This window comes from Qipengyuania thermophila (assembly GCF_004153605.1).
Taxonomy (GTDB): domain Bacteria; phylum Pseudomonadota; class Alphaproteobacteria; order Sphingomonadales; family Sphingomonadaceae; genus Qipengyuania_B; species Qipengyuania_B thermophila.
Genome location: NZ_SDSI01000001.1, coordinates 510,042 through 528,949 on the forward strand (window position 1 = coordinate 510,042; position 18,908 = coordinate 528,949).

Below are 18,908 nucleotides of genomic sequence, written 5' to 3' on the forward strand. Positions count from 1 at the left end.
GAATGGTTAACAAAGCGCCAAGGCGCGGCTCGGCGGACCTCGGAGAGGTCAGACGATCTCCGGGCACTGCACGCGCGCCGCGAGCAGGGCGATCTCGGCCAGGCTGAAGGTGTTCTCGAACACGAGCCCCGAATGCCCGTCCCGGTGCCAGCGCACCTTGGCCATGATCACGCCAAGCTCCGCACCCTCGATCCGCAGCAGCTGGTCCACCGCGAAGTCGCGGTCGAGAACAAGCCGCGCGCCTTGCTGGGAGATGTTGTCGAGCCTAGCTGACCAGCACTCCGCGGCGCGGAAGACCTCGACCGGCAGGGTCATGTTGAGGCGGAACTGCCGCTTGGGATGCGTCCAGTGTTCCCGGATCAGCCGTTCCACCGCCACCGGGGCATTGAAGGCGAAGCTTGCCTCTCCCTCGCCATGGCGCACGAGGCGGAGCGCGAACCGCTCGCCGTTCTGGAGTTCCAGTGCGGGCGCTCTGGTCCCGAGACGCGGTGGAAGCGGGTGGAACAGCTTCACCTTCACCCCCGTCTGCGAGACGTCGCGCACCACGCAGACGAATTCTCCTGCCTCGGTAACGAGTTTCGCCGCGCGGATCAGCGAAACGTAGCGCGGCGCGGCGCGCTGGTTCGGGCGTGGATCGCCGGCCGGTCCGGCTTCCGTTCGGTCATGAGCTGAGTGCGCCACCGCGTGCGGATCCCCTGATGCTGCAAAGCCGGATGGATGACTGGCGGCGTCGGTCATGCTGACACCTGAATAGAAATCTACGCGTTAATGCGAAGATAAAGCCGCGCGGCTCCTGACCTGTGTGCCACGCGGGCGGTTCGGCACTTGGGACATCTCCCTAGGCGGCTGTTCGTTCCTGATGAAAACCTGATCGCGCACCCTTCTCCCGAACACACCTGGCAATCCAGCCGGGCAGGAGGTGCGGCGACATGATCACGATGCGCGGTCTGGGCTGCTCCATTCTCGGCGGTGGAGCGGTTCTGAGCCTGACAGCCTGCGGCGCGAGCCCTGCGCCGCCTGCCACCGCGGCACCGCCGCCGCCGCTGGCCGTTGTGCCCCCGCCTGCGGTCCTGGCCACCCCGCCGCCACGGTCCGGTGCGCCGCTTGTGACGCCCGAGGCGCAGCAGCCGAGCCGGTCGCGCGAGGACGACGCCGAATACCGCAGCAACTATGTCGCGGCCGAAACGATCGGGCTTCTGTGGGCGCGGGAGAATGGCCTTGGCGGGCGGGGCGTGCGCGTGGGCGTCATGGACGGCGGGGTGGCCGAGATCCCGGAACTGGCCGGCAAGGTGCTGACATGGGGCGGCCACGCCGCGACGGCCAGTGCCACCGGACAGGCGCATCCGCACGCGCCACCAGCACCGAACGGCGATGAGGCGTCAGCCCGGGACCACGGCACCCGGATCGCGGCGGTCATCGCCGCGCGGCGGAACGGCACGGGGGTCCAGGGCATCGCGCCCGAGGCGCAGATCGTGTCCCTGCCCGTGCCATATGGCGGCACCCCCGCGGCTTCCGGCCTCGACGCCGTCATGGCGGCGCAGTTCACCCGCGCCGCCGACGCGCGTCTGCCGGTCGTCACCCGCGCCATCGGCCGCTCTGTTGCCGCCGACCAGGCTTCGCTGCTTGCCCATGCGGTCGCCGCCTACGGGTTGACCGGCGGCCTTGTCGTCCAGTCGGCCGGCAATGCCGGCGCTGACGCGCCGGGGGAGAGCGGCGAGGTGACTCCCGCCAACAGGGCGGCGTGGCTGTTCGTGTCCGCGGTCGAGTGGCAGGGCGGCGCCCTCCTCCCCGCGCCCTACGCCAACCACTGCGGCTCCCTGGCCGACCGGTGCGTCGTGGCCCCCGGATCGGTCGTCACCCACGATGCCACCGGGAGCGCCGTCACCTTTTCCGGGACGAGCGCCGCGGCGGCTCAGGTCGGCGGGCTCGCGGCGCTGATCCTCGAGCGGTGGCCGCACCTGAGCGGACAGGACGCCGGCCGCATCATCCTTGCGAGCAGCCGCGATCTGGGTACGCCGGGGCCGGATCCGGTCTTCGGCATGGGCCTCATCGACGTGCAGGCGGCGCTGTCCCCAGCCGCACCGAAGCTGCACACCGCCCGGCACGCGACGGCGCTCGCCGGCGCACACATGATCATCGGCGACCTGTTCCCCGCCGACCGCCTGCGCCAATCGTTGAGCGGGCTGACGGTCGTGGACAGATGGGGGCGCGACTTCACTCTTGGCGACGAGGCGCTTGGCCTTCTGACGCCGCAGACATCAAACCGCTTCGCACATGACTGGCATCGAAGCCTGTCGCTGTCAGGCACCATGCACATGGATGGCAGCGGGGCCGGGCTTGCCGATGCCCTTGACACGCTGATGCCGCCACACACCGGCGGCGGAGAAGGAACCGTGACGCGCACAGCGGGCGCCTGGCACCTCGATGTCCGCGCACCAGCGGCACCCGGCTCCGCATCGACGGCCTTCGGATTGACGCGCACCGGCGCCGGCGGGGCGCTCGGCCTTGCCCTGATCGACGAGGACGGCCGCGTGCTGGGCACCCCGGCGGGGGCGGGAGCCCTGCGGCTCGCCACAGGGGCGCGCACGGCCGTGTTCGACGCGAGGCTCCAAGGCGCGCGAGGAAGGCTCGCTGTGCGCGGCTATGCCACACTGGCGCTTGCCCGGCTTCGCCTCGCCCCCGACCAGCTGGTGCAGAAGGCCACCCTTCTCGTCGGTGCACGGGGCGGAGCGGAGGTGCGCGTCACGCACGGCCAGGATGTCCTCGTGGTCCGGGTGGACCATCCCTTCACCCTGATTGGCGGGTCGCTCGCCATGGAGGTTCCGGTCGGGTTCGACCGCTCGACCGGCGCGGTGCGCGTGACGCGGCGGACCGTTCCGCTCGGCGGCGACTTCGCTCCGCGCCTCGGCTTCGGCTGGGAGCGGGTCGGTTGGCACGGCGGGCTGCGCTTCGACGCCGCCGGCGGGCCGGAAGACGGGGAGTTCAGCTCTTCCTTGCGGTGGTGGACCCGCCTCGGGCCGCGCCGTGCGGCCGGGTCGCGGTTCCCGATCAGCGAATGACGGCCCGGAACTCCAGCCGCAGTGTGCCGCCGGGCGCCAGCTCCCCCTGCGGCGCGATCCGGATGGCGCCAACCTCGGGGTCCGCGTCCGGGGACGGCACGTAGGTGAAGGCGCCGCCCGAACGCCGCCGGTAGCTCAGCCCGGCCGCCGTCAGCGTGGTGCCGCCGGCGCTCACCACCTTGACCGGCAGGGTCGTCGTGCCGTCGAACGGCTGATTGAGGAAATTGACCTGCACGGGCAACACGTCCGCGAGCGTCAGGGAGGAAGCGTCCACCGGGCTCCCTCCCGAATTGGTGACGATCAGCGCGTAGGTGACCTGTGCGCCCGGCAAATTGTAGGCGCCCAGCCCGCCGTTCACCGCCGTCGACGTCTTGGTCACCGTCAGGGCCGGCATGGGGCAGTAGGCGATCCCGCTGATCCCCACCGCCTGCTGACTTGTCTGCGTCTCGCCTGCGGTGAGGGGCGCGTTGCCATAGGCCAAGATCACCTGCGTCACCGGCTGCGCGAACGCGACGTTGATCGTGCCGGTGTCCGAACTGTTGGGCGAATCGGCGTTGCCGAACGCCTGCGCCGCCAGGGTGCCGGCCGGCTGGAAGGTGACGCTCGACCCGGCGGCGGTCGCCGGCTGGCCGGTCTGGTTGCCGTTGCCCGCTGGCGAGACCAGGGCCGGCGTGTACCTGCTCCCGCCGGCATCCGTGCCCCAGATCCCGATCCAGTCGCGGAACTGGTCGGGTGCCGCATCGACATCGAACAGGGTCATCGAAAAGCTGCGGACCGGCTGGGAAAAGGTGAATACGGCGCGGATCACCCGGCTCGAGCCGGTGATGTCGCCCGTGCGTCCCACGAAGACGCCGCCCAGATTCAGTGCGTTCTGCATCGCGGGTCCGGTCACGACGGTGCCGATCCGCGGCATGGTCTGCCCTCCCGCGGCCGTGCTGCTCAGCCCGTCCTGCGACAGGGCCATGGTGAACGTCTGCTGCGTGCCGCCTGTCGTCCGCGCGCTGTAGGGATAGGTCGAGCCGTAGCTCAGCTGCTGGGTGGCATAGCTGGCGAAGCTGAAGCGGAACTCGTTGGCCGCGGGACAGGTGGCCATCGCCGGTCCGGCCGCGCCAAGCGCCGCCGCTCCCGCTGCCAGCGCCGCGCAGACGAGCCGGCGCCCGCTCACCGCTGTCCCAGTCCCAGAAAGCCGAACGTGCCGGTGTCGAGCGTCATCTTGGCCGATGCGAACAGTCCTTCTTGCGTGACCCGGGCGGCGGCGAAGTCGCGGTCGGTGAAGCCGGCCAGATTGTAGCCGACCAGCAGCAGGATGCCGCCGCCGGGCGTGAAGCCGATCTGCGGACCCACGGCATAGACCAGCGTGCCATTCTCCAGATCGCCCCGCACTGTCGCGACGCCGCCGATCTCGACCCGTTCGGCGAGCGAGAAGCGCAGGTCGAGACCGGCAAGCAGGCTGCTGCCCTCCAGCGATGTGCCGCCCTGCTGCTCCAGCGCGTACCGCCCGCCCACGAACAGGCCGATCTCCGCCTCGCGCGCGGCGCCGCTGCTGCCCGGCTGGCGCGACCAGTTGGCCGAGAGGCTGGCAATCAGCCGCCGCGACAGCGCGTCTCCGTCGATGGTCAGCGCAGTGATGTCGGGCGAAGGCGTTCCGGGGACCGCGCGGACCTCGTCGCTGCGGAAGGCAAGCTTGCCGAGAAGGGCAAGAGACGAATCGGCCGGACGCAGCGCGCCGGCCGCGCTGATGTCGAGAATGGCCGCCACCGCACCCGTGTCCGCCGACGCACGGGTCCACAGCAGACCTCCGCCCAGCACCCGCCCCTCTCCCAATTGCCGCAGAATGCCCGCCGTGACCGCGCTGCGGTCGGCGTCCTCGCCGGCGCGATGCTCGGCGCGGACCGATGCGGTCCACCGCTCGTGGTGCCAGGTGGCTCCGAGCGTTGCGGCCGTGAAGGTCTCGAAGAGCGCACCGTCCGCACCCAGATGACCGCCACTGGCGACCGGATGCAGCGGCTCGGGCACAGCGGCGTCGCGACCGCCAAGCGCGCGGTTGTGGTCAAGCGTCGCGTCGAGCGTGAGTGCCGGGGTGACGGCGAGGGTCTGCGCCAGACCGAAGGCGGCAAACTGCCGCGCGCCCGTGTCGTCGGCACCCTGCGTGCCGAAGGTCGACAGCAGGCGTGCGCCACGCCACGGCGTGACCTCCACCCCCGCCCGCAGCGTGCGGGCGGAAATCGCCTCCCCCTCGGCAAGTTCGTAGCTGGCCACCAGCCGCACGTCCGGCAGCAGGGCAAAGCGCGCGCCAAGGCGGTACTGCGCCGGAAGGTCGATCGCCTCCGCTTCGCCGAGGGCCACCGACGCGCTGGCGTCCAGCTCCAGCCGGTTGCCGAGCAGGCGGCGTGTCGCCCCGGCCTCCACCACCGTCGAGCGGGCCGTGTCACCCGTCGCCAGCCGGTCCTCTAGCCGCGCAAGGCCGAGCCGGACGTCGTTGTCTCCGGTCCGCCACACCAGCCCGAGGCGGGCGGCGCGCCGCCGGGCCGCGCCGGACAGCTCGTCCGCCTGCCACAGGCTGCCGACGAGCGACACGGAGTCACTCGCGGAGAGGCGGGCATCGAGGCCGATCCTGCGCCAGCCCAGTTCGGCGCCGTTCTGCTGACCGACACCGTATGCGGCGTCCACGGACCGGACATAGCCGAGCAGGTCCATGCTGCCCGTCCGGTGCTCCACCTCCGCCAGCCAGGCCGACGCCGTCTCGGCCCCGCGCGCGGTGACGCCGAATTCGGCCCGCACTTCGGTCGCATCGCCGAGCGATGCCCGCAGGTCGGCGGCGGCGAGGCGCACGTTCTCTGCCCCGTCGCTCTCGCTGAGGACGGTGACGCCGAGACGCACATCATCGACCGGCGCGATCGTCGCCCTGGCGCCGCCGGTCCAGTCACCCGATCCCGCCAGCGTGTCCACCTCGTAGTCGACCACCAGGAACTGCGGGTTGAGATCCGCGTCGCGCGACAGCAGGGGAGCGGCGAGACGCAGCGTGCCGGCCGCAAGGTCGATGGAATAATCGGCAAAGCGCACCAGCTCGCGCCGGGCGATGACGATCTCGGGCCGGATCCGGTCGCGCACCTCAATCACCACCCGTTCGCTGTTGGCAAGGATGGCGCGGCTGCCGAGCCGGTAGGGACCGGACAGGCCGTTGCCTTGAATGTCCTCGCGCCGGGCGCGGCTCTGCGCCTCGGCGGCGAAGGCCTGGACCTGCGCGTCACCGACCAGCGCCTCGGCCTTGACGCCCGTCAGCGTGCGCACATAGCGGCCGAGCAGCGTCTGGTCGAAGGCAGCGACAAAGTCGCCATACAGGGCATAGAAGGTGCGCCCCTCCAGCCGCACGTACAGCTTCTCGCGGGATGGTGCGTCGAAGCCGCGTCCCGAGCCGTCGGCGTAGACGGTGTAGTAGGCCTTGGGATCGATGCTGCCGAGCAGGCGTCGATCGGCGGCCCTGCCCGCGCTGTCGAAGGCCGCGGTCAGCAGCAGCGAGCCGAGCACCCGCCCCTTGGCGTAGAAGGCGATCCGTCCGTGGTTCTCGCCCACGGCGCCAAGGTGCCCGGTCTGCGCCCCGCCATCGAGAGCGTCCGCGTGCAGCGTCCCTTCGGCCAGCCCGACAAGGGTCCATTCCTGTTCCCCCGGAACGATCCACCCCTCAAGCTGCTGCTGACGCGACATGTCGCCGTCGACGAAGGTGAAGCGAAGGTGCAGCGGGCCGCTGACCATCGTCGGCGCAAGCTCGATCAGGGCCACGCCGTCGTCGTCCGCAACCGACCAGGTCGGCGCAGCCGCACCGTGCATGGCAGGACCGATGCCGGCGCTGCTTGCCCTGTCGAGCGCGGCGGCGCTTTCATACGGCGCGTTGATCGCCACGGTGCCCGACACGCCGGCGCGGACGGGGCGTCCCTGCCGGTCGGTCAGCTTGACCGCGATCACCGGGCGGCTGGCGCCGTCGGCGATCAGGCGCGAACGGCCGGGCAGAAGCGCGGCACGCCACGGGCCGCCGGTGTAGAACACCTCCCGCTCAAGCGTCGTGACCGCTGTTCCATCGGCGGCGCGGATGCGCGCGGACAGCGCCGTGCGCCCCGCTGCGAGCGGCACGCCGCGCCAGACGCTCACCGCGAAGGTGTCGTCTGCCGCCGCCACCGTCCCGTCGAAGGCGAGGGCGTCGACCGGACGCCCGTTCGCCAGCAGCTGCACCGATTCGCGCGGACCGTGCCGGACCGCGACGCGGATCGCGGGCGCACGCGGATTGTGGCCGGCATCCGGGAACAGGAACGCCGGCGGTCCGGCGCCGGCGGCCAGCCAGTCGGCGTCGGCTCCGGCGGCTTCGCGCGCGGCGGCGCGCTGGCTTTCGGCATCGGCCTCGGCCGCATCGGCCGTGGGCGGTGTCCAGCCGGGCACCTCGGCAACGAAGTCGGCCACCACCAGGCTTCCGCCCTGACCCGTCACCAGGCGTGATGCGGACTGGCCGGCGGTGCGGGTGGAGGAGGCGCACTCCACGAACCGGCCGGCGACGGGCAGCGTCTGCACTTGCGGCTGCACGACATGGGTGCCCGGCTCCAGCCCATCGAAATGATACCGGCCGTCTCGGTCGGTCACGGCGAAGCTGCCGTCCTGCAGGACGACCCTGACATTCGGAATGCCCGCGCCGGTCCTCGACTCACCGCAGGCTCCGGCAGTGATGCGCCCGATCACCGTCATCCGGCTCGCGATGGTGTCGCGTTCGATCATGAGCGCGTGCGTTGCGGCGGCCGCCGGCGCGCGTCCATCGTCCGCCGTCGCCGTGTTGACCGCCTCGCCCGCCGGCGCACCCGGCTGCACGCTCATGGCGTAGGTCACACGCGCCCGCGCCCGGCCCGGCAGCGGCGGGAGAGCCAGCCGGAAGCCGGGACCGCTCCGATCCAGTGTCAGCGCACCGGGCGCCAGCGTCTGCCCGTCGAGCCGCAGGGTTTCTGCGCGCAGCCGCAGCGCGGGGCCGGCCGCGTCCGTCAACACGATGCCGCGACGCTCGGCAGCGTCGGGGTTGCTGATCTCCACCGTGTAGAACACCGCATCGCCCGGCGCGGCGCGGGCGCGGGATGCCGATTTGCTGATCCGCAGCCCTGCCTGCTGACGATCGAGCGGCACGTCGAGCAGCAAGGCCTGCCCCGCTGCAAGGGTGAAGGCCGCACCCCACGACCCGTCCGCCAGATGCAGCGGACCGCCGTAGGGGTGCTCGAGCCGCGCGAGGTCGGCCGCGCGCGCGCGCGAGGGCGCGGCATAGCCTGCGGGCGGCTCGACGCGGAGCCGGTAGGCACCGGCCGGCAGCTGCGGAAAGCTGAACTCGCCTGGCCGCATCGCGACCGGTCGGCCGGCGCCGTCCGTCACCTCCCGCCCCGTGACGACGGTGCTCGGCCAAGGGGTGACGCCGTCCTGCGCGAACACGGCCGCCGGCTGTCCGGTGGCGGCGTCCACCACGGTGATCCTGGCACCGTCCACGGGTGCGCCGGTGGCGCTGTCGAAGGCGATCGCCGGCATGGGCGTGTCGGCGAAGGCGATGGCCGCGCTCAGCACCGTCGTGCCGCCCCCCCGGGCGAGCGCGGCCAGCCGGACGATCTCGCCCGCCCCGACCGCCAGACGGCAATCCCCGGACACCGCCGGCGGCGGTGCGGTCGCGATGGCGCCGATGAACACGCCGCTGTTCACGGTGGTCTCGAAGACGGAAAGCGTCTCGCGATCGCCGCCCCCGCCGGTGAGGGAGACGTCCACCACGTCGATGGCGTTCGGGTCGATGTTGGCCTGCGGCAGGGTCAGGGTGAAGTAGAGGGTCTCGCCGACGCGGTAGCCACGCGTCTGCGCGAGGGTGATGGAGGCGGCGCTGTGCGCGGCGATGTCCGGCAGGCCGACCGCCCCGCCTCCGCACTGCGGCGTGCGCCATGCGAGGCTCTGTCCCGCCGTCCGGCTCCGCGCGAGGAACGCGATGGCCGCCGCCGGGCGCTCCACCTCGATGCGCACCGTGTTCGAGCGGGTGGTCGCCGGCCCGCCGCTGCCGGTCCACCGCGCCTCGGCGGTGTTGGTGATCGTCTGCGCCAGGGCGGACGCGCCGGGCAGGGGCAGCAGCGCGCCCAGCACCGCCGCCACCGCCGCCGCGAGCCTCCGGCCCGAACGCAAGACGATCACCTCTCCCCCTCCCGTCCGGATCGCGTCAGTTGATCTTGGCGCGGAACCGGAGGGTGCGGGTCTCCCCGGCACCGATGCTGCTGAAGGTGTGGCTGACGGTGCGGGTGCCGGCGTTGTAGTTGGCGCTGTCGCTGCCCGCCGTGCCGCCGGTCGCGGCGCAGGTGTCGGGCGCGGTGAAGGCGCCGTTGAGGTACACCGTGCCCGGTTCGTAGGTCATGGCGGCCGGCACGACGTCGGTCAGCGCCAGGGCATTGGCCGCGGCCGCGCCGCTGGCGTTGGTCACGACGATGCAGTATTCCACCAGCGCCCCTGGAACGGACCGCGGGCTGCTGCTGCCCAGATAGTCGTCAATGACCCGGCTCACCTTGGTCACCGTCAGCGCCGCGCCGCTGACCCGGTAGTCGCTGCGGGCGGAATGACGCCCGTCGCGCGCCGTGTCGCCGGTGGCGACCCCCGCGAGGTCGGCAAAGATGGTTTCCACCGTCGTCCGCCCGTTCGGCGTTGTGCTGGGCGTCTGGGTGATCGCCGTTCCGCCCGATGCCGCCGTTGCCGACAGGATCACCGTTGCGATGTCGCCATTCGCCGGCAGCACTGGCGGGGAGCCGGGCGTGATGATCATGTCCGAGACGACATAGACGGTCGCCGCATCGCCCGACGCAAGGTTGCTGAGCGACGTCACCAGCTGGTCGCTGGCGTCGAACCCGGCCGTTGTCCCGGTCTCGCGGAAGATGCGGATGTTGGTCACATTGAAGTTGTCGTTGCCGCCGAAGGTCGCCGCACCGCTGGCCTGATTGGTGGCGGCAAGCAGGAAATCGAGCGTGGCGTTGGAGTTGTTCGTCACGGTGAACGTCGTCACCGCGTTCGTCTGTCCCGGCGACACGGTCACCGCCGCCGTGTCGAGCGTCGCGACGGTGACGTTGATCCGCCGGTCGACCTTGAACGTGTCGGTGGCGGTGATCTGGTTCTGCGCCACGCCGCCCACGGTGTAGTTGACCTGGACGGTGTTGGTGATGTCGGTGCCGGAGGCGGTGCCGACCGGCGCGGACTGCGCCGCGATGGGCGTGCTGACCAGCGCCAGCCCGCTCACCGCAGCGAGCCAGGTGCTCGTGCGTCTCATGTTTCAGCCTTTCTGTTGCCCCGCGTCAGATCCCGACCGCCTGCGAGGCCTGGCGGTTTCCCCCGGCGAGCCGCGCCTCAGCGCACGGTCGCGAAGTAGCTCAGCTCTCCTTCCGCCCCCGGCTCGAGCCGGGCGACCGTCCAGCGCACATGCGACACGTCGGCGAGCGTGGCCGGACGGACCGCGCCGTTCTCGGTTAAGGTCCGGCTGGCGAGTGGGCCGAACTCGGTGCCCCCGTCCACCGACACCTCGAACGGGCCGTCCGCGGCGAGCATAACCTGCGCGGGCAGCGGATTGGTGACGACGAACCCGTCGACCGCGACGGCCTGCGTGTTGCGGTAGTGGGTGGAGAAGACGAGCTTGTCCCCCGGCACGACCTGCTCGGGCGGCTGCCGCGTTTCCACCCCGTCGACGACACGTACGACATGGACCTCGCCGCGAAGCGCGACCGGGCTTTCCTGCGCCCTGAGCGGCGTGGCCGCGAGCAGGGACGCGCACAGGCAGGCGATCAGTGGACGATGAAACATGGTTCGGCGCTTTCTAGTCGATGGTGACGGCAAAGGTGACGGTTCGGGTCGCGCTGACGGGCACGGAGCCTGCGTCGACGCGGACGCTGTTGCCGATGAAGGCGCCGGCATCGCCGTCGCTTGCGTCGGTGAGCGGTGCGTTGTCGAGGCGCAGGCTGCCCGGGCGGTAGGTGGTGCCGGCCGGGATTGCGTCGGCAATGACCAGCGCGTCGGCCGCGGCGCCGCCGCCGACGCTGGCCACGATGCTGAAGGTGACGGTGGCGCCCGGAACCGGGCGGCTGCCACCGAACGGATCGGCGATGGTGGCGCTTTTCACGAGCGAGACGGCGGCGACCTGTGCCACCAGCCCGCCATTGCCGAGCGCGCTGGCACCGGACGTGCCGACCACCGCCGCGCCGCCGCCATGACCGGCCCCGGCGAACAGGGTGCCGGGCGCGCCGGTGCCGGTCACGGCCTCCGCGCGCAGCCGAACCTGGCTGGTGGCGCCGTTGGCGAGGCCTGTCGGCGCGCTCACCAGGACGAACACGACCTGGCTGGCATCGGCCGCAAGGACCGGGGTCGCGCCGCCATTGATCAGCGGCAGGTCGACCCCGGGCTCGTAGGTGCCGTTCCCGTTGGTGTCGAGGGCAAGGCCGCTCACCGAGGCGGCAAACGCGTTGCCGCCGACGTTCGGATCGGCGAGCAGGGTGAAGGCTTCGGGTCCGTTGCCGGTGTTGGTGACCGTGAAGGCGAGCACCGCGCTGCCGTTGATCGTCACCGGCCCGGCATCGTTCGAGACGGTGGTGACGTTGAGCAGCTCGTCCACCCGCACGGTGACCGTGTTCGACGTGACCGACTGGGGATGCCCGCCCGTGGTGAACGTGGCGGTGGCGGTGTTGCTGATCAGGGTGCCGGCATCCACCCCGCCCGCGGTCAGCGGCGCGGCCGACAAGGCGGCGGCGGCAAGAGCAGCGCCGGCAAGGGCGGCGGAACGGAGCGGGAGGCGCGGTGTCGTCATGCGCCGCTCTATAGGGTTAATTAATTAACGAGCCGTGCGCGCGCCGGCGGGTTGCCGTGGATCCGCGCCTCAACGGCGCACGGGCCGATGCCAGGCGCCGCCGCCGGCGCCCGGCCGGGCGGCGAAGGCGGCGTCCACCGACCGCGTGAACGGCCGTTCGGTGACACTTGAGACGGCGATGAACTCGGCGCGAGCCTCCTGCGGCGTCAGCGTGAGCAGGGTGTAACCCTTGGCGTCCTGATTGCAGTAGGCCACCTCCGCGTTGGCCGCGGCGAGCACGCGGCCGAGACCCGGCAGCACCGAGCCGTAGGACGGGCTGGTGATCGCGGTGCAGCCGGCCTCGAGCGCGCGCAGCGTTCCGGCGGCATCGTGAAGGTTGTTCGCCCATGCCGCATGGCTGTCGCCGGAGACGACCACGGGACGGCATCCGGCACGCGCGAACAGGCGGTAGAGCCGCTCGCGCGCATGCGGATAGCCGTCCCACGCGTCGAGGTTGAACGGCACTCCGGCGCGGTAGGCGGCCTGCGCCTGCTCGAGACGCGCGCGGAACTGCTCGGGCACCCGGGCCAGCGCGGCGCGGTATCCGTCCTCCCCCAGCGCCCGGCGCAGGTCGGGTCCGTCCACCCGCGCCATGATCGTCTGGTTGCCGATCACCTGCCACGGCTTGCCCGCGCGCGCCGAGCGGGCTAGCACGCCCTCGAGCCAGCGGCTTTGCGCAGCGCCAAGCAGTTCGCGCCCGGGCTCGTCACGGATCCGCAGGACGCGGGCGATCTCGTCGGCTCCGGGCACATCGCCCTTGAACGCGGCCTGCTCGTCACGCGCCAGCAGGCGGGTTTCCACCATGGCCAGCGTGGCGAGGTCTCCGAACTCGAAGGCACGGTAGATCGCCGTCTGCGACCGTCCGGCGGCAGGATCGCGGATCGGCATCCACTCGAAATAGGCCTGCATCGCCGCGGCCTTGCGCGCGGCCCAGCTGCCCTGAGTCTCCGCCCGGTGGTTTTCGGCGCCGCCGATCCAGCCGTCATTCGTCACTTCGTGGTCGTCCCACACGCAGATGAAGGCCGCGCGGGCATGCGCCGCCTGCATGTCGGGGTCGCTCTTCACCTGCGCGTGGCGCCGCCGGTAGTCCGCCAGCGTCACCGTCTCGTGCGCAGGGTCGGGCAGGCGGCCGAGGCGACGGCCGATGTCCGCTCCGTACCCGTCGACGCCGTACTCGTAGATGTAATCGCCCAGCATCAGCACCGCGTCGAGGCGCGGCAGGGCAGCCATGTCGGCATAGGCGTTAAAATAGCCGCCGGGGTAAAGCTGGCACGAAGCGACCGCGAACACCGTCTCGTCGACGGGGCCGACCGGCAGGGTGCGGAACCGCCCTTCGGGCGACACGCTGCCGTCCGGCGCGACGAAGCGGTACCAGTGGTCCCGCCCCGCGGCGAGGCCCGTGACCTCCGCCTTCGCGGTGTGATCGGCCGCGGCGCGCGCCATGACCGTGCCGCGCCGCACCGGCGCACCTCCCGGCGCGGCGGAGACGGTCCAGCGCAGCGGCACATCGCCGCCTGCGCCGCCGCCGGACCGGGTCACCCGGGTCCAGATCACCGCCCCGTCCGCCGCAGGGTCGCCGCTGGCGACGCCATGGTCGAAGCGCAGGGGTCCGGCGGAAGCCGCCGTCGTGGCGCAGCCGGGCAGCACGCTGGCCGTGCCCGCACCGACAAGGCCCAGCACGCCGCGTCGGTCGATCGGCAACGTCGTCATGGAACGTCTCCCCGCAGCTCAGCGACCGACCCGGGCGGTCAGCTGCACACCATAGAGCCGCGGTTCGGCCGGAATAAAGGTAGGAATGCCGAAGGCGCCGCCGGTGTTGCCGGCATCGAGGAGGTAGCGCTCGTTGGTGGCGTTGCGAATGAAGGCGGCAACCTCGAACCGGTCGCCGGCAAAGCTGACGCCGCCGCGGGCGTTGACGAGGGTGACGGCCTCCTGCGCGATCAGCGGATTGTTGGGCAGCTCGAAGAAGATCCGGCTGCGGTAGGTCACGGAAGGCGTGGCGAACACCCGCATCCCCGCCCCGAGAGGCGCGTCGAGGGTGAACCCGGCTGCCGCCTGCCATTCCGGCTGCAGCCGGAAGCGCGCGCCGGAGAACTGCGGCGCGAAGCGGCTGTCCTCGTCAATGCCGCCATCGATGTAGCCCACAGCGGCGAACAGGTCGACGCCGCGTGCCGGCCGGATGCTCGCTTCCGCTTCCACGCCAAGGTTGCTGGCCGTTCCGGCACTCTGCGTCACCGTCGTGCCGTTGGGCTGCACCACGCTCACCTGGAAGCCGTCGTACTTCTGGTAGAACACGCCGAGCGATCCCGAGAGGAGCGGCGTGGCCAGCTTCACCCCGCCCTCGTAGTTCCACACCGTCTCCTCCGGCACCAGCTGAAGGTTTGGCGCCGGCGCGCCGGAGGCAAGCCGCCGGGCGTTGAGCTGCACCACGGGCGAGCGGCGGCCCTTGGAGACGGTGCCGAACAGGTTGGCCGAATCGCTGAGCCTGAACAGGACGTTGAAGCGCGGCAGCACAGCGGTGTACGAGGCGCGCGCTGCGAAGACCTGGCCTGCGGTGTCGATCTGGCCGGGGATCAGCGGCGCCCGCGACAGCACGGCGTTGGGAACGGTGGCGGTGAAGCCCGAGCGGCGTTCCTCGATCAGCACCCGCGCACCCGCGGTCAGTTCGATCGCCGGGACGGGAATGACGGTGGCATCGGCAAAGAGCGACCACGCATCGTTCTCGCCCCGGTTCTCGAACACGGACCGGTAGGGAATCGCCGTCCGCGCGCCGCCCGTCGCCAGCCGGGTCACGGCCAGTGCCGGCACGCTGCCGTCCGGCGCCACGCAGGCGATGCCGGGGATCAGCGGCGCGCCGGTCACGAGAGATGTCAGGCACTGGAGAAACACGCCTTCCTCAGTCGAGAAGGGCACGTTCTGCCGTCCCTTCTCCTTGAAGATGTTCCAGCCCCACGCCGCCCGCCAGCGCGGATCGGCGTAGGCGAAGCGGCCTTCGTGGCTCACCTGCCAACCGTCCGCGATCTCGGCGAATTCGAGAAACGGCGCCGCTGAACCGTCGGCGTCGAAGACTTCCGCGCTGTCGAAACGGCGGTAGCCGTTGACCGTGGTGAACGTCAGCCTGTCGGTCAGGGCCGAGCTGGCCGTGAGGTTGAGGTCGTACACGTCGCGCTCCAGACCGAGCTGCACATTGCCGAGGGCCTGTGCCGAAAACGGGGATCCGCCGAGGTTGGCGGGGCCGAACGGGTCGCCGGGCGGCAGCCGCCGCGAGATGAACGGGGTGCCGCCGTTGCGCTGCCGGTCGTAGGTGCCGATGAGGTCGATCACTGTCCGCTCGTCCGGCGTGTGGCGCAGCGAGGCCCTCAGTCCGAGCTGGTTCTGCGCGTACAGGTCCCGCTCCTGCGAAGGCGCGAGATTGACGACGTAGCCGTCGCGCCTGCGCCACTCGCCGGCCACGCGCAGCGCCAGCACGTCGTCGCCGGCGTTGACGAAGCCCGACAGCAGGGTCTGGTCTAAATTGCCGACACCGCCGGTCAGCGCGGCCGAGACGCCCGGCCGGGGCCGGGCCGACACGAGGCTGATCGCGCCGACGGCCGACGCGGTCCCAAACAGGGTCGCCTGCGGACCCTTGATGACTTCGACCCGCTCGAGATCGTAGATCGCCTGATAGCTGCCGCGCGAGCGGGAGATGTCGACGCCGTTGTAATAGAGCGTCACGCGCGGTCCCTGCTGGGCCGAGCCGGAGTCGGAGGTGATGCCGCGGATCACGACGCCCGGATTGTTGGCGCTCTGCTCCTGGATGTTGAGCCCGGGCACATAGGCGGACAGCTCGTCGAGGTCGCTGACGCCCAGCGCCTCGATCCGCGAGCCCGTCAGGGCGGAGATGGTGATCGGCACGTCCTGGGCGCGCTGCTCGATCTTCTGCGCGGTGACGATGATCTCGTTGACCGCCCCCTCTCCTGCCGTGGCGGTGTCGGGCTGCGCGGCCGGCTGCGCGTGCGCGGAAACGGCGCAGGCCGGGGCGGCGGCGAGGAGAAGGACGCGAGGCAGGCGACGAGGAAACATGAGGTGCTCCGTTGCTGTTCGCGGCGGCCCGTGACAGGCACAGGTTCAACGCGCGCGACAGAACGGTTGCAGCTTCGTGACCTCGAGAATGACGGGCAGAAACTGGTGCGGGTGGCGGGACTCGAACCCGCACGAGCAAGGCTCAGGGGATTTTAAGTCCCCGGCGTCTACCATTCCGCCACACCCGCGACCGCCGGTGCGAGAGACCGGCGATCCGGGCCTGCGCTAGACGGGCGCGACCGGCGCGGCAATCCCGGCCGGAACGCCTGGCGAGCTCATTCGGGATCGGTGTTGAGACGCTTGCGCATCTCCTTGCCCGGCTTGAAATAGGGCACGCGCTTGGCGGGAACATGCACCTTGCCGCCGGTGCGCGGATTGCGGCCTTCCCGCGCCTCGCGGTGGCGGGTCGAGAAGGCGCCGAAGCCGCGCAGTTCCACCCGACCCCCCTCGGCCAGCCGCTGGGTGATCTCGTCGAAGAAGATGTCGACCACCTTTTCGACCTCGTCCGCTCGCAGCCCAGGGTTTTCCTCGCCAATGGCCTGCAGCAGCTGCGATCTGATCATGGGGTGCCCTTTCGGAAGCGTGCGCTGCGCCGGCGCGGCACGCGGACTCAATCTTACCGCAAGTTTAACAAAGATGCCATAGCTAACGGCAAGTCGCGCGTGCGCCGACTTCGCGCGGAGAGCCGGACTCCACTTCGGCCGCGTGGAGGAGATCGCGCGGCGCGATGCCCAGCCGGCGCATCCGCGCGCGCACGGCCGGCCACTCCTCCTCGAGGAAGACGCGCCGCTCCGCCGCGCGCAGCGCCTCCGCCGCGCCGGGCTGCACGAACATGCCGACGCCGCGGCGCACCTCGATCAGCCCGTCAGCCTGAAACTGCTGGTACGCCTTGGCGGCGGTGAGCGGATTGGCGCCCTCGTCGGCCGCAAGCTGGCGCACGGAGGGGAGCAGCGCGCCCTCTGGATACACGCCGTCCATGATCGCCGCGGCGATCTTGTCGCGCAGGCGCAGATAGACGGGGCGGGTCTCCTCAGGTCGGCTTGTTGGCGGCACTCGCGGCTCCGGCTGACACACGCGCGACGCGACGGGCGCGTCGGTGCATCATTGCCATAATACAGCACCGCGCGCAAGCGGCGCGGCCCACCGGAAAAGAGCGCTTCACAAGATGGAAACAGCCGCTAGGGTGCCGCGCACACCGGCCCACCGGGGACAACGCCCGGAAGGCCTCAGGGTTCACCAGAGGGTTACTCGCACATGGCCACCCACTCCCTGCCTCACGGGGATTCCGCAGGCACGTTCCTCGGACATCCCAAGGGCCTGTTCATGCTCTTCTTTGCCGAGATGTGGGAGCGGTTCTCCTACTACGGCATGCGCGCGCTGCTGATCTTCTACCTCACCAAGCACTGGCTGTTCTCGGACCGCGAAGCCGGAGTGATCTATGGCGCCTACACGGCGCTCGTCTACATCACGCCGGTCGTCGGCGGATATCTGGCGGACCGTTATCTGGGTCAGCGCAAGGCGGTGCTGTTCGGCGCCGTGCTGCTGACGCTCGGGCACTTCTTCATGGCCTTCGAAGGTCAACCGGCAGCGGGCAACACCGGCAATCCGGTCATCTATGTCTTCTGGCTGGCCCTGGCACTGATCATCGTCGGATCGGGCTTCCTCAAGGCGAACATCTCCGTCATCGTCGGCCAGCTCTACCCGCGCACCGACGTGCGCCGCGACGGAGCCTACACGATCTTCTACATGGGCATCAATCTGGGGGCCGCGGCCGGGTCGCTGCTGTGCGGCTACATCGGCGAAACCTATGGCTGGGCCTACGGCTTCGGCCTTGCGGGCATCGGCATGCTGGCGGGACTGATCGTCTTCATCCTGGGCAAGCCCCTGCTGCTCGGGCGTGGTGAACCGCCGGCGCCGCTGGCGAAGGGACGCGAATTCTCCCTCTACGGTGTGGGTCTGGTGCTGGTGGCGGTGTGCTGGGCGCTCGTCCAGTACCAGGCGCTGGTCGGCGGGCTCCTGGCCGTGTTCGGCGCCATTCTCGTCAGCTACGTGCTGCTGACCGCAGTCAGAAGGCTCGAGCCGGAGGAGCGCGACCGCATCTTCGCGGCGCTGTTCCTCATCCTGACGTCCATTGTGTTCTGGGCCTTGTTCGAACAGGCGGGTTCGTCATTGAACCTGTTCACCGACCGCCATGTCGACCGCGAGATCTTCGGATTTCTCGTTCCCGCCTCGGTGTTCCAGTCGATCAACGCCATCTACATCATCCTGCTTGCCCCTGTCTTTGCCACACTGTGGACCGCGCTGGGGCGCCGGGGCGCGGAGCCGTCGACGCCGCTCAAGTTCGGTGCCGGGATCGTTCAGGTCGGGCTTGGCTTCCTCGTGCTGGTGTGGGGCGCGCAAAGCGTCGGCCTGAACCTCGCCACTCCGGTGCTGTTCATTTTCCTCATCTATCTGCTGCACACCACCGGCGAGCTTTGCCTGTCGCCTGTCGGCCTGTCCGCCATGAACCGGCTCGCACCGGCGCACATGGCCTCGCTCATCATGGGCACGTGGTTCTTTGCCTCGGCGACCGGCAACTTCGCTGCCGGCCTCATCGCTGCGGCGACCGGGGCAGAGGATGTCGGCGAGGCCGCGGGCAAGCAGGTGGTGCTGGACGTGTACTCGACCGTCGGCTGGACCGCCGTCGGTGTCGGCGTGGCCGTGATGGTGATCAGCCCCGTCATCAAGCGCATGATGCACCTCGACACCTTGCGGGACGACGATGTCGGCAGCAACCTGCACGGCCAGGCGCAGGCCGGCATCGAGGCGCAGGAGGGCGGCGTGCATCCCTCCGCAATCGGGCAGGCGCCTGGAGTTCACCCGCAGAACCGCCCCGGCAACGTCTGACCCTCGCCCCGTGACGACGTCTTCCCTTCAGC

Annotated in this window: 12 protein-coding genes and 1 tRNA gene; 2 read left to right on the top strand and 11 right to left on the bottom strand. The window is 70.8% G+C overall.

The annotated features are described in order from the left end of the window. Window positions 1-48: 48 nt before the first annotated feature. Entirely contained in the window at window positions 49-738 is a 690-nt protein-coding gene (locus ETO60_RS02415; RefSeq protein ID WP_130002356.1) for a PilZ domain-containing protein, read from the bottom strand. A 191-nt stretch (window positions 739-929) separates the two neighbouring features. Here ETO60_RS02415 and ETO60_RS02420 point away from each other — a divergent pair, with 191 nt between their 5' ends. Next, on the top strand, window positions 930-3,059 hold the full coding sequence (locus ETO60_RS02420; protein WP_130002358.1) for a S8 family serine peptidase: 2,130 nt from the start codon (window positions 930-932) through the stop codon (window positions 3,057-3,059). On the opposite strand, the gene ETO60_RS02425 is transcribed toward ETO60_RS02420, so the two are convergent. The 10 genes from ETO60_RS02425 to ETO60_RS02470 form a co-directional block, all read right to left on the bottom strand. Further along, complete coding sequence (locus ETO60_RS02425; protein WP_130002360.1) at window positions 3,049-4,224, bottom strand: hypothetical protein; 1,176 nt, start codon at window positions 4,222-4,224, stop codon at window positions 3,049-3,051. The two genes, ETO60_RS02420 and ETO60_RS02425, sit on opposite strands and share 11 nt — an antisense overlap. Further along, window positions 4,221-9,248 carry a carboxypeptidase-like regulatory domain-containing protein gene (locus tag ETO60_RS11180; RefSeq protein WP_165362090.1) on the bottom strand — a complete coding sequence of 1,676 codons (5,028 nt, stop codon included), beginning with the start codon at window positions 9,246-9,248 and terminating at the stop codon, window positions 4,221-4,223. The genes ETO60_RS02425 and ETO60_RS11180 overlap by 4 nt, the downstream gene beginning before the upstream one ends. A 25-nt stretch (window positions 9,249-9,273) precedes the next feature. After that, window positions 9,274-10,365: a DUF11 domain-containing protein gene (locus ETO60_RS02435; protein ID WP_130002362.1), complete on the bottom strand. Its 1,092-nt coding sequence runs from the start codon at window positions 10,363-10,365 to the stop codon at window positions 9,274-9,276. Window positions 10,366-10,442: 77 nt separating this feature from the next. Then, window positions 10,443-10,892: a hypothetical protein gene (locus ETO60_RS02440; RefSeq protein ID WP_130002364.1), complete on the bottom strand. Its 450-nt coding sequence runs from the start codon at window positions 10,890-10,892 to the stop codon at window positions 10,443-10,445. Window positions 10,893-10,905: 13 nt separating this feature from the next. Beyond that, entirely contained in the window at window positions 10,906-11,889 is a 984-nt protein-coding gene (locus ETO60_RS02445; RefSeq protein ID WP_130002366.1) for a hypothetical protein, read from the bottom strand. A gap of 69 nt (window positions 11,890-11,958) precedes the next feature. Beyond that, on the bottom strand, window positions 11,959-13,638 hold the full coding sequence (locus tag ETO60_RS02450) for an alkaline phosphatase D family protein (RefSeq protein WP_130002368.1): 1,680 nt from the start codon (window positions 13,636-13,638) through the stop codon (window positions 11,959-11,961). A gap of 18 nt (window positions 13,639-13,656) precedes the next feature. Next, window positions 13,657-15,990: a TonB-dependent receptor gene (locus tag ETO60_RS02455; RefSeq protein WP_130002370.1), complete on the bottom strand. Its 2,334-nt coding sequence runs from the start codon at window positions 15,988-15,990 to the stop codon at window positions 13,657-13,659. 103 nt (window positions 15,991-16,093) lie between these two features. Continuing rightward, window positions 16,094-16,178 (bottom strand) — tRNA-Leu (locus ETO60_RS02460). 87 nt (window positions 16,179-16,265) lie between these two features. Continuing rightward, window positions 16,266-16,553, bottom strand: a complete 288-nt coding sequence (locus ETO60_RS02465) for an integration host factor subunit beta (RefSeq protein WP_130002372.1) — start codon at window positions 16,551-16,553, stop codon at window positions 16,266-16,268. An 82-nt stretch (window positions 16,554-16,635) separates the two neighbouring features. Next, window positions 16,636-17,043, bottom strand: a complete 408-nt coding sequence (locus ETO60_RS02470; RefSeq protein ID WP_255416983.1) for a GntR family transcriptional regulator — start codon at window positions 17,041-17,043, stop codon at window positions 16,636-16,638. Between the two features lie 201 nt (window positions 17,044-17,244). On the opposite strand from ETO60_RS02470, the gene ETO60_RS02475 reads away from it, so the two are divergent. Next, on the top strand, window positions 17,245-18,876 hold the full coding sequence (locus ETO60_RS02475; RefSeq protein ID WP_130002373.1) for a peptide MFS transporter: 1,632 nt from the start codon (window positions 17,245-17,247) through the stop codon (window positions 18,874-18,876). The last annotated feature ends 32 nt before the right edge of the window (window positions 18,877-18,908 follow it).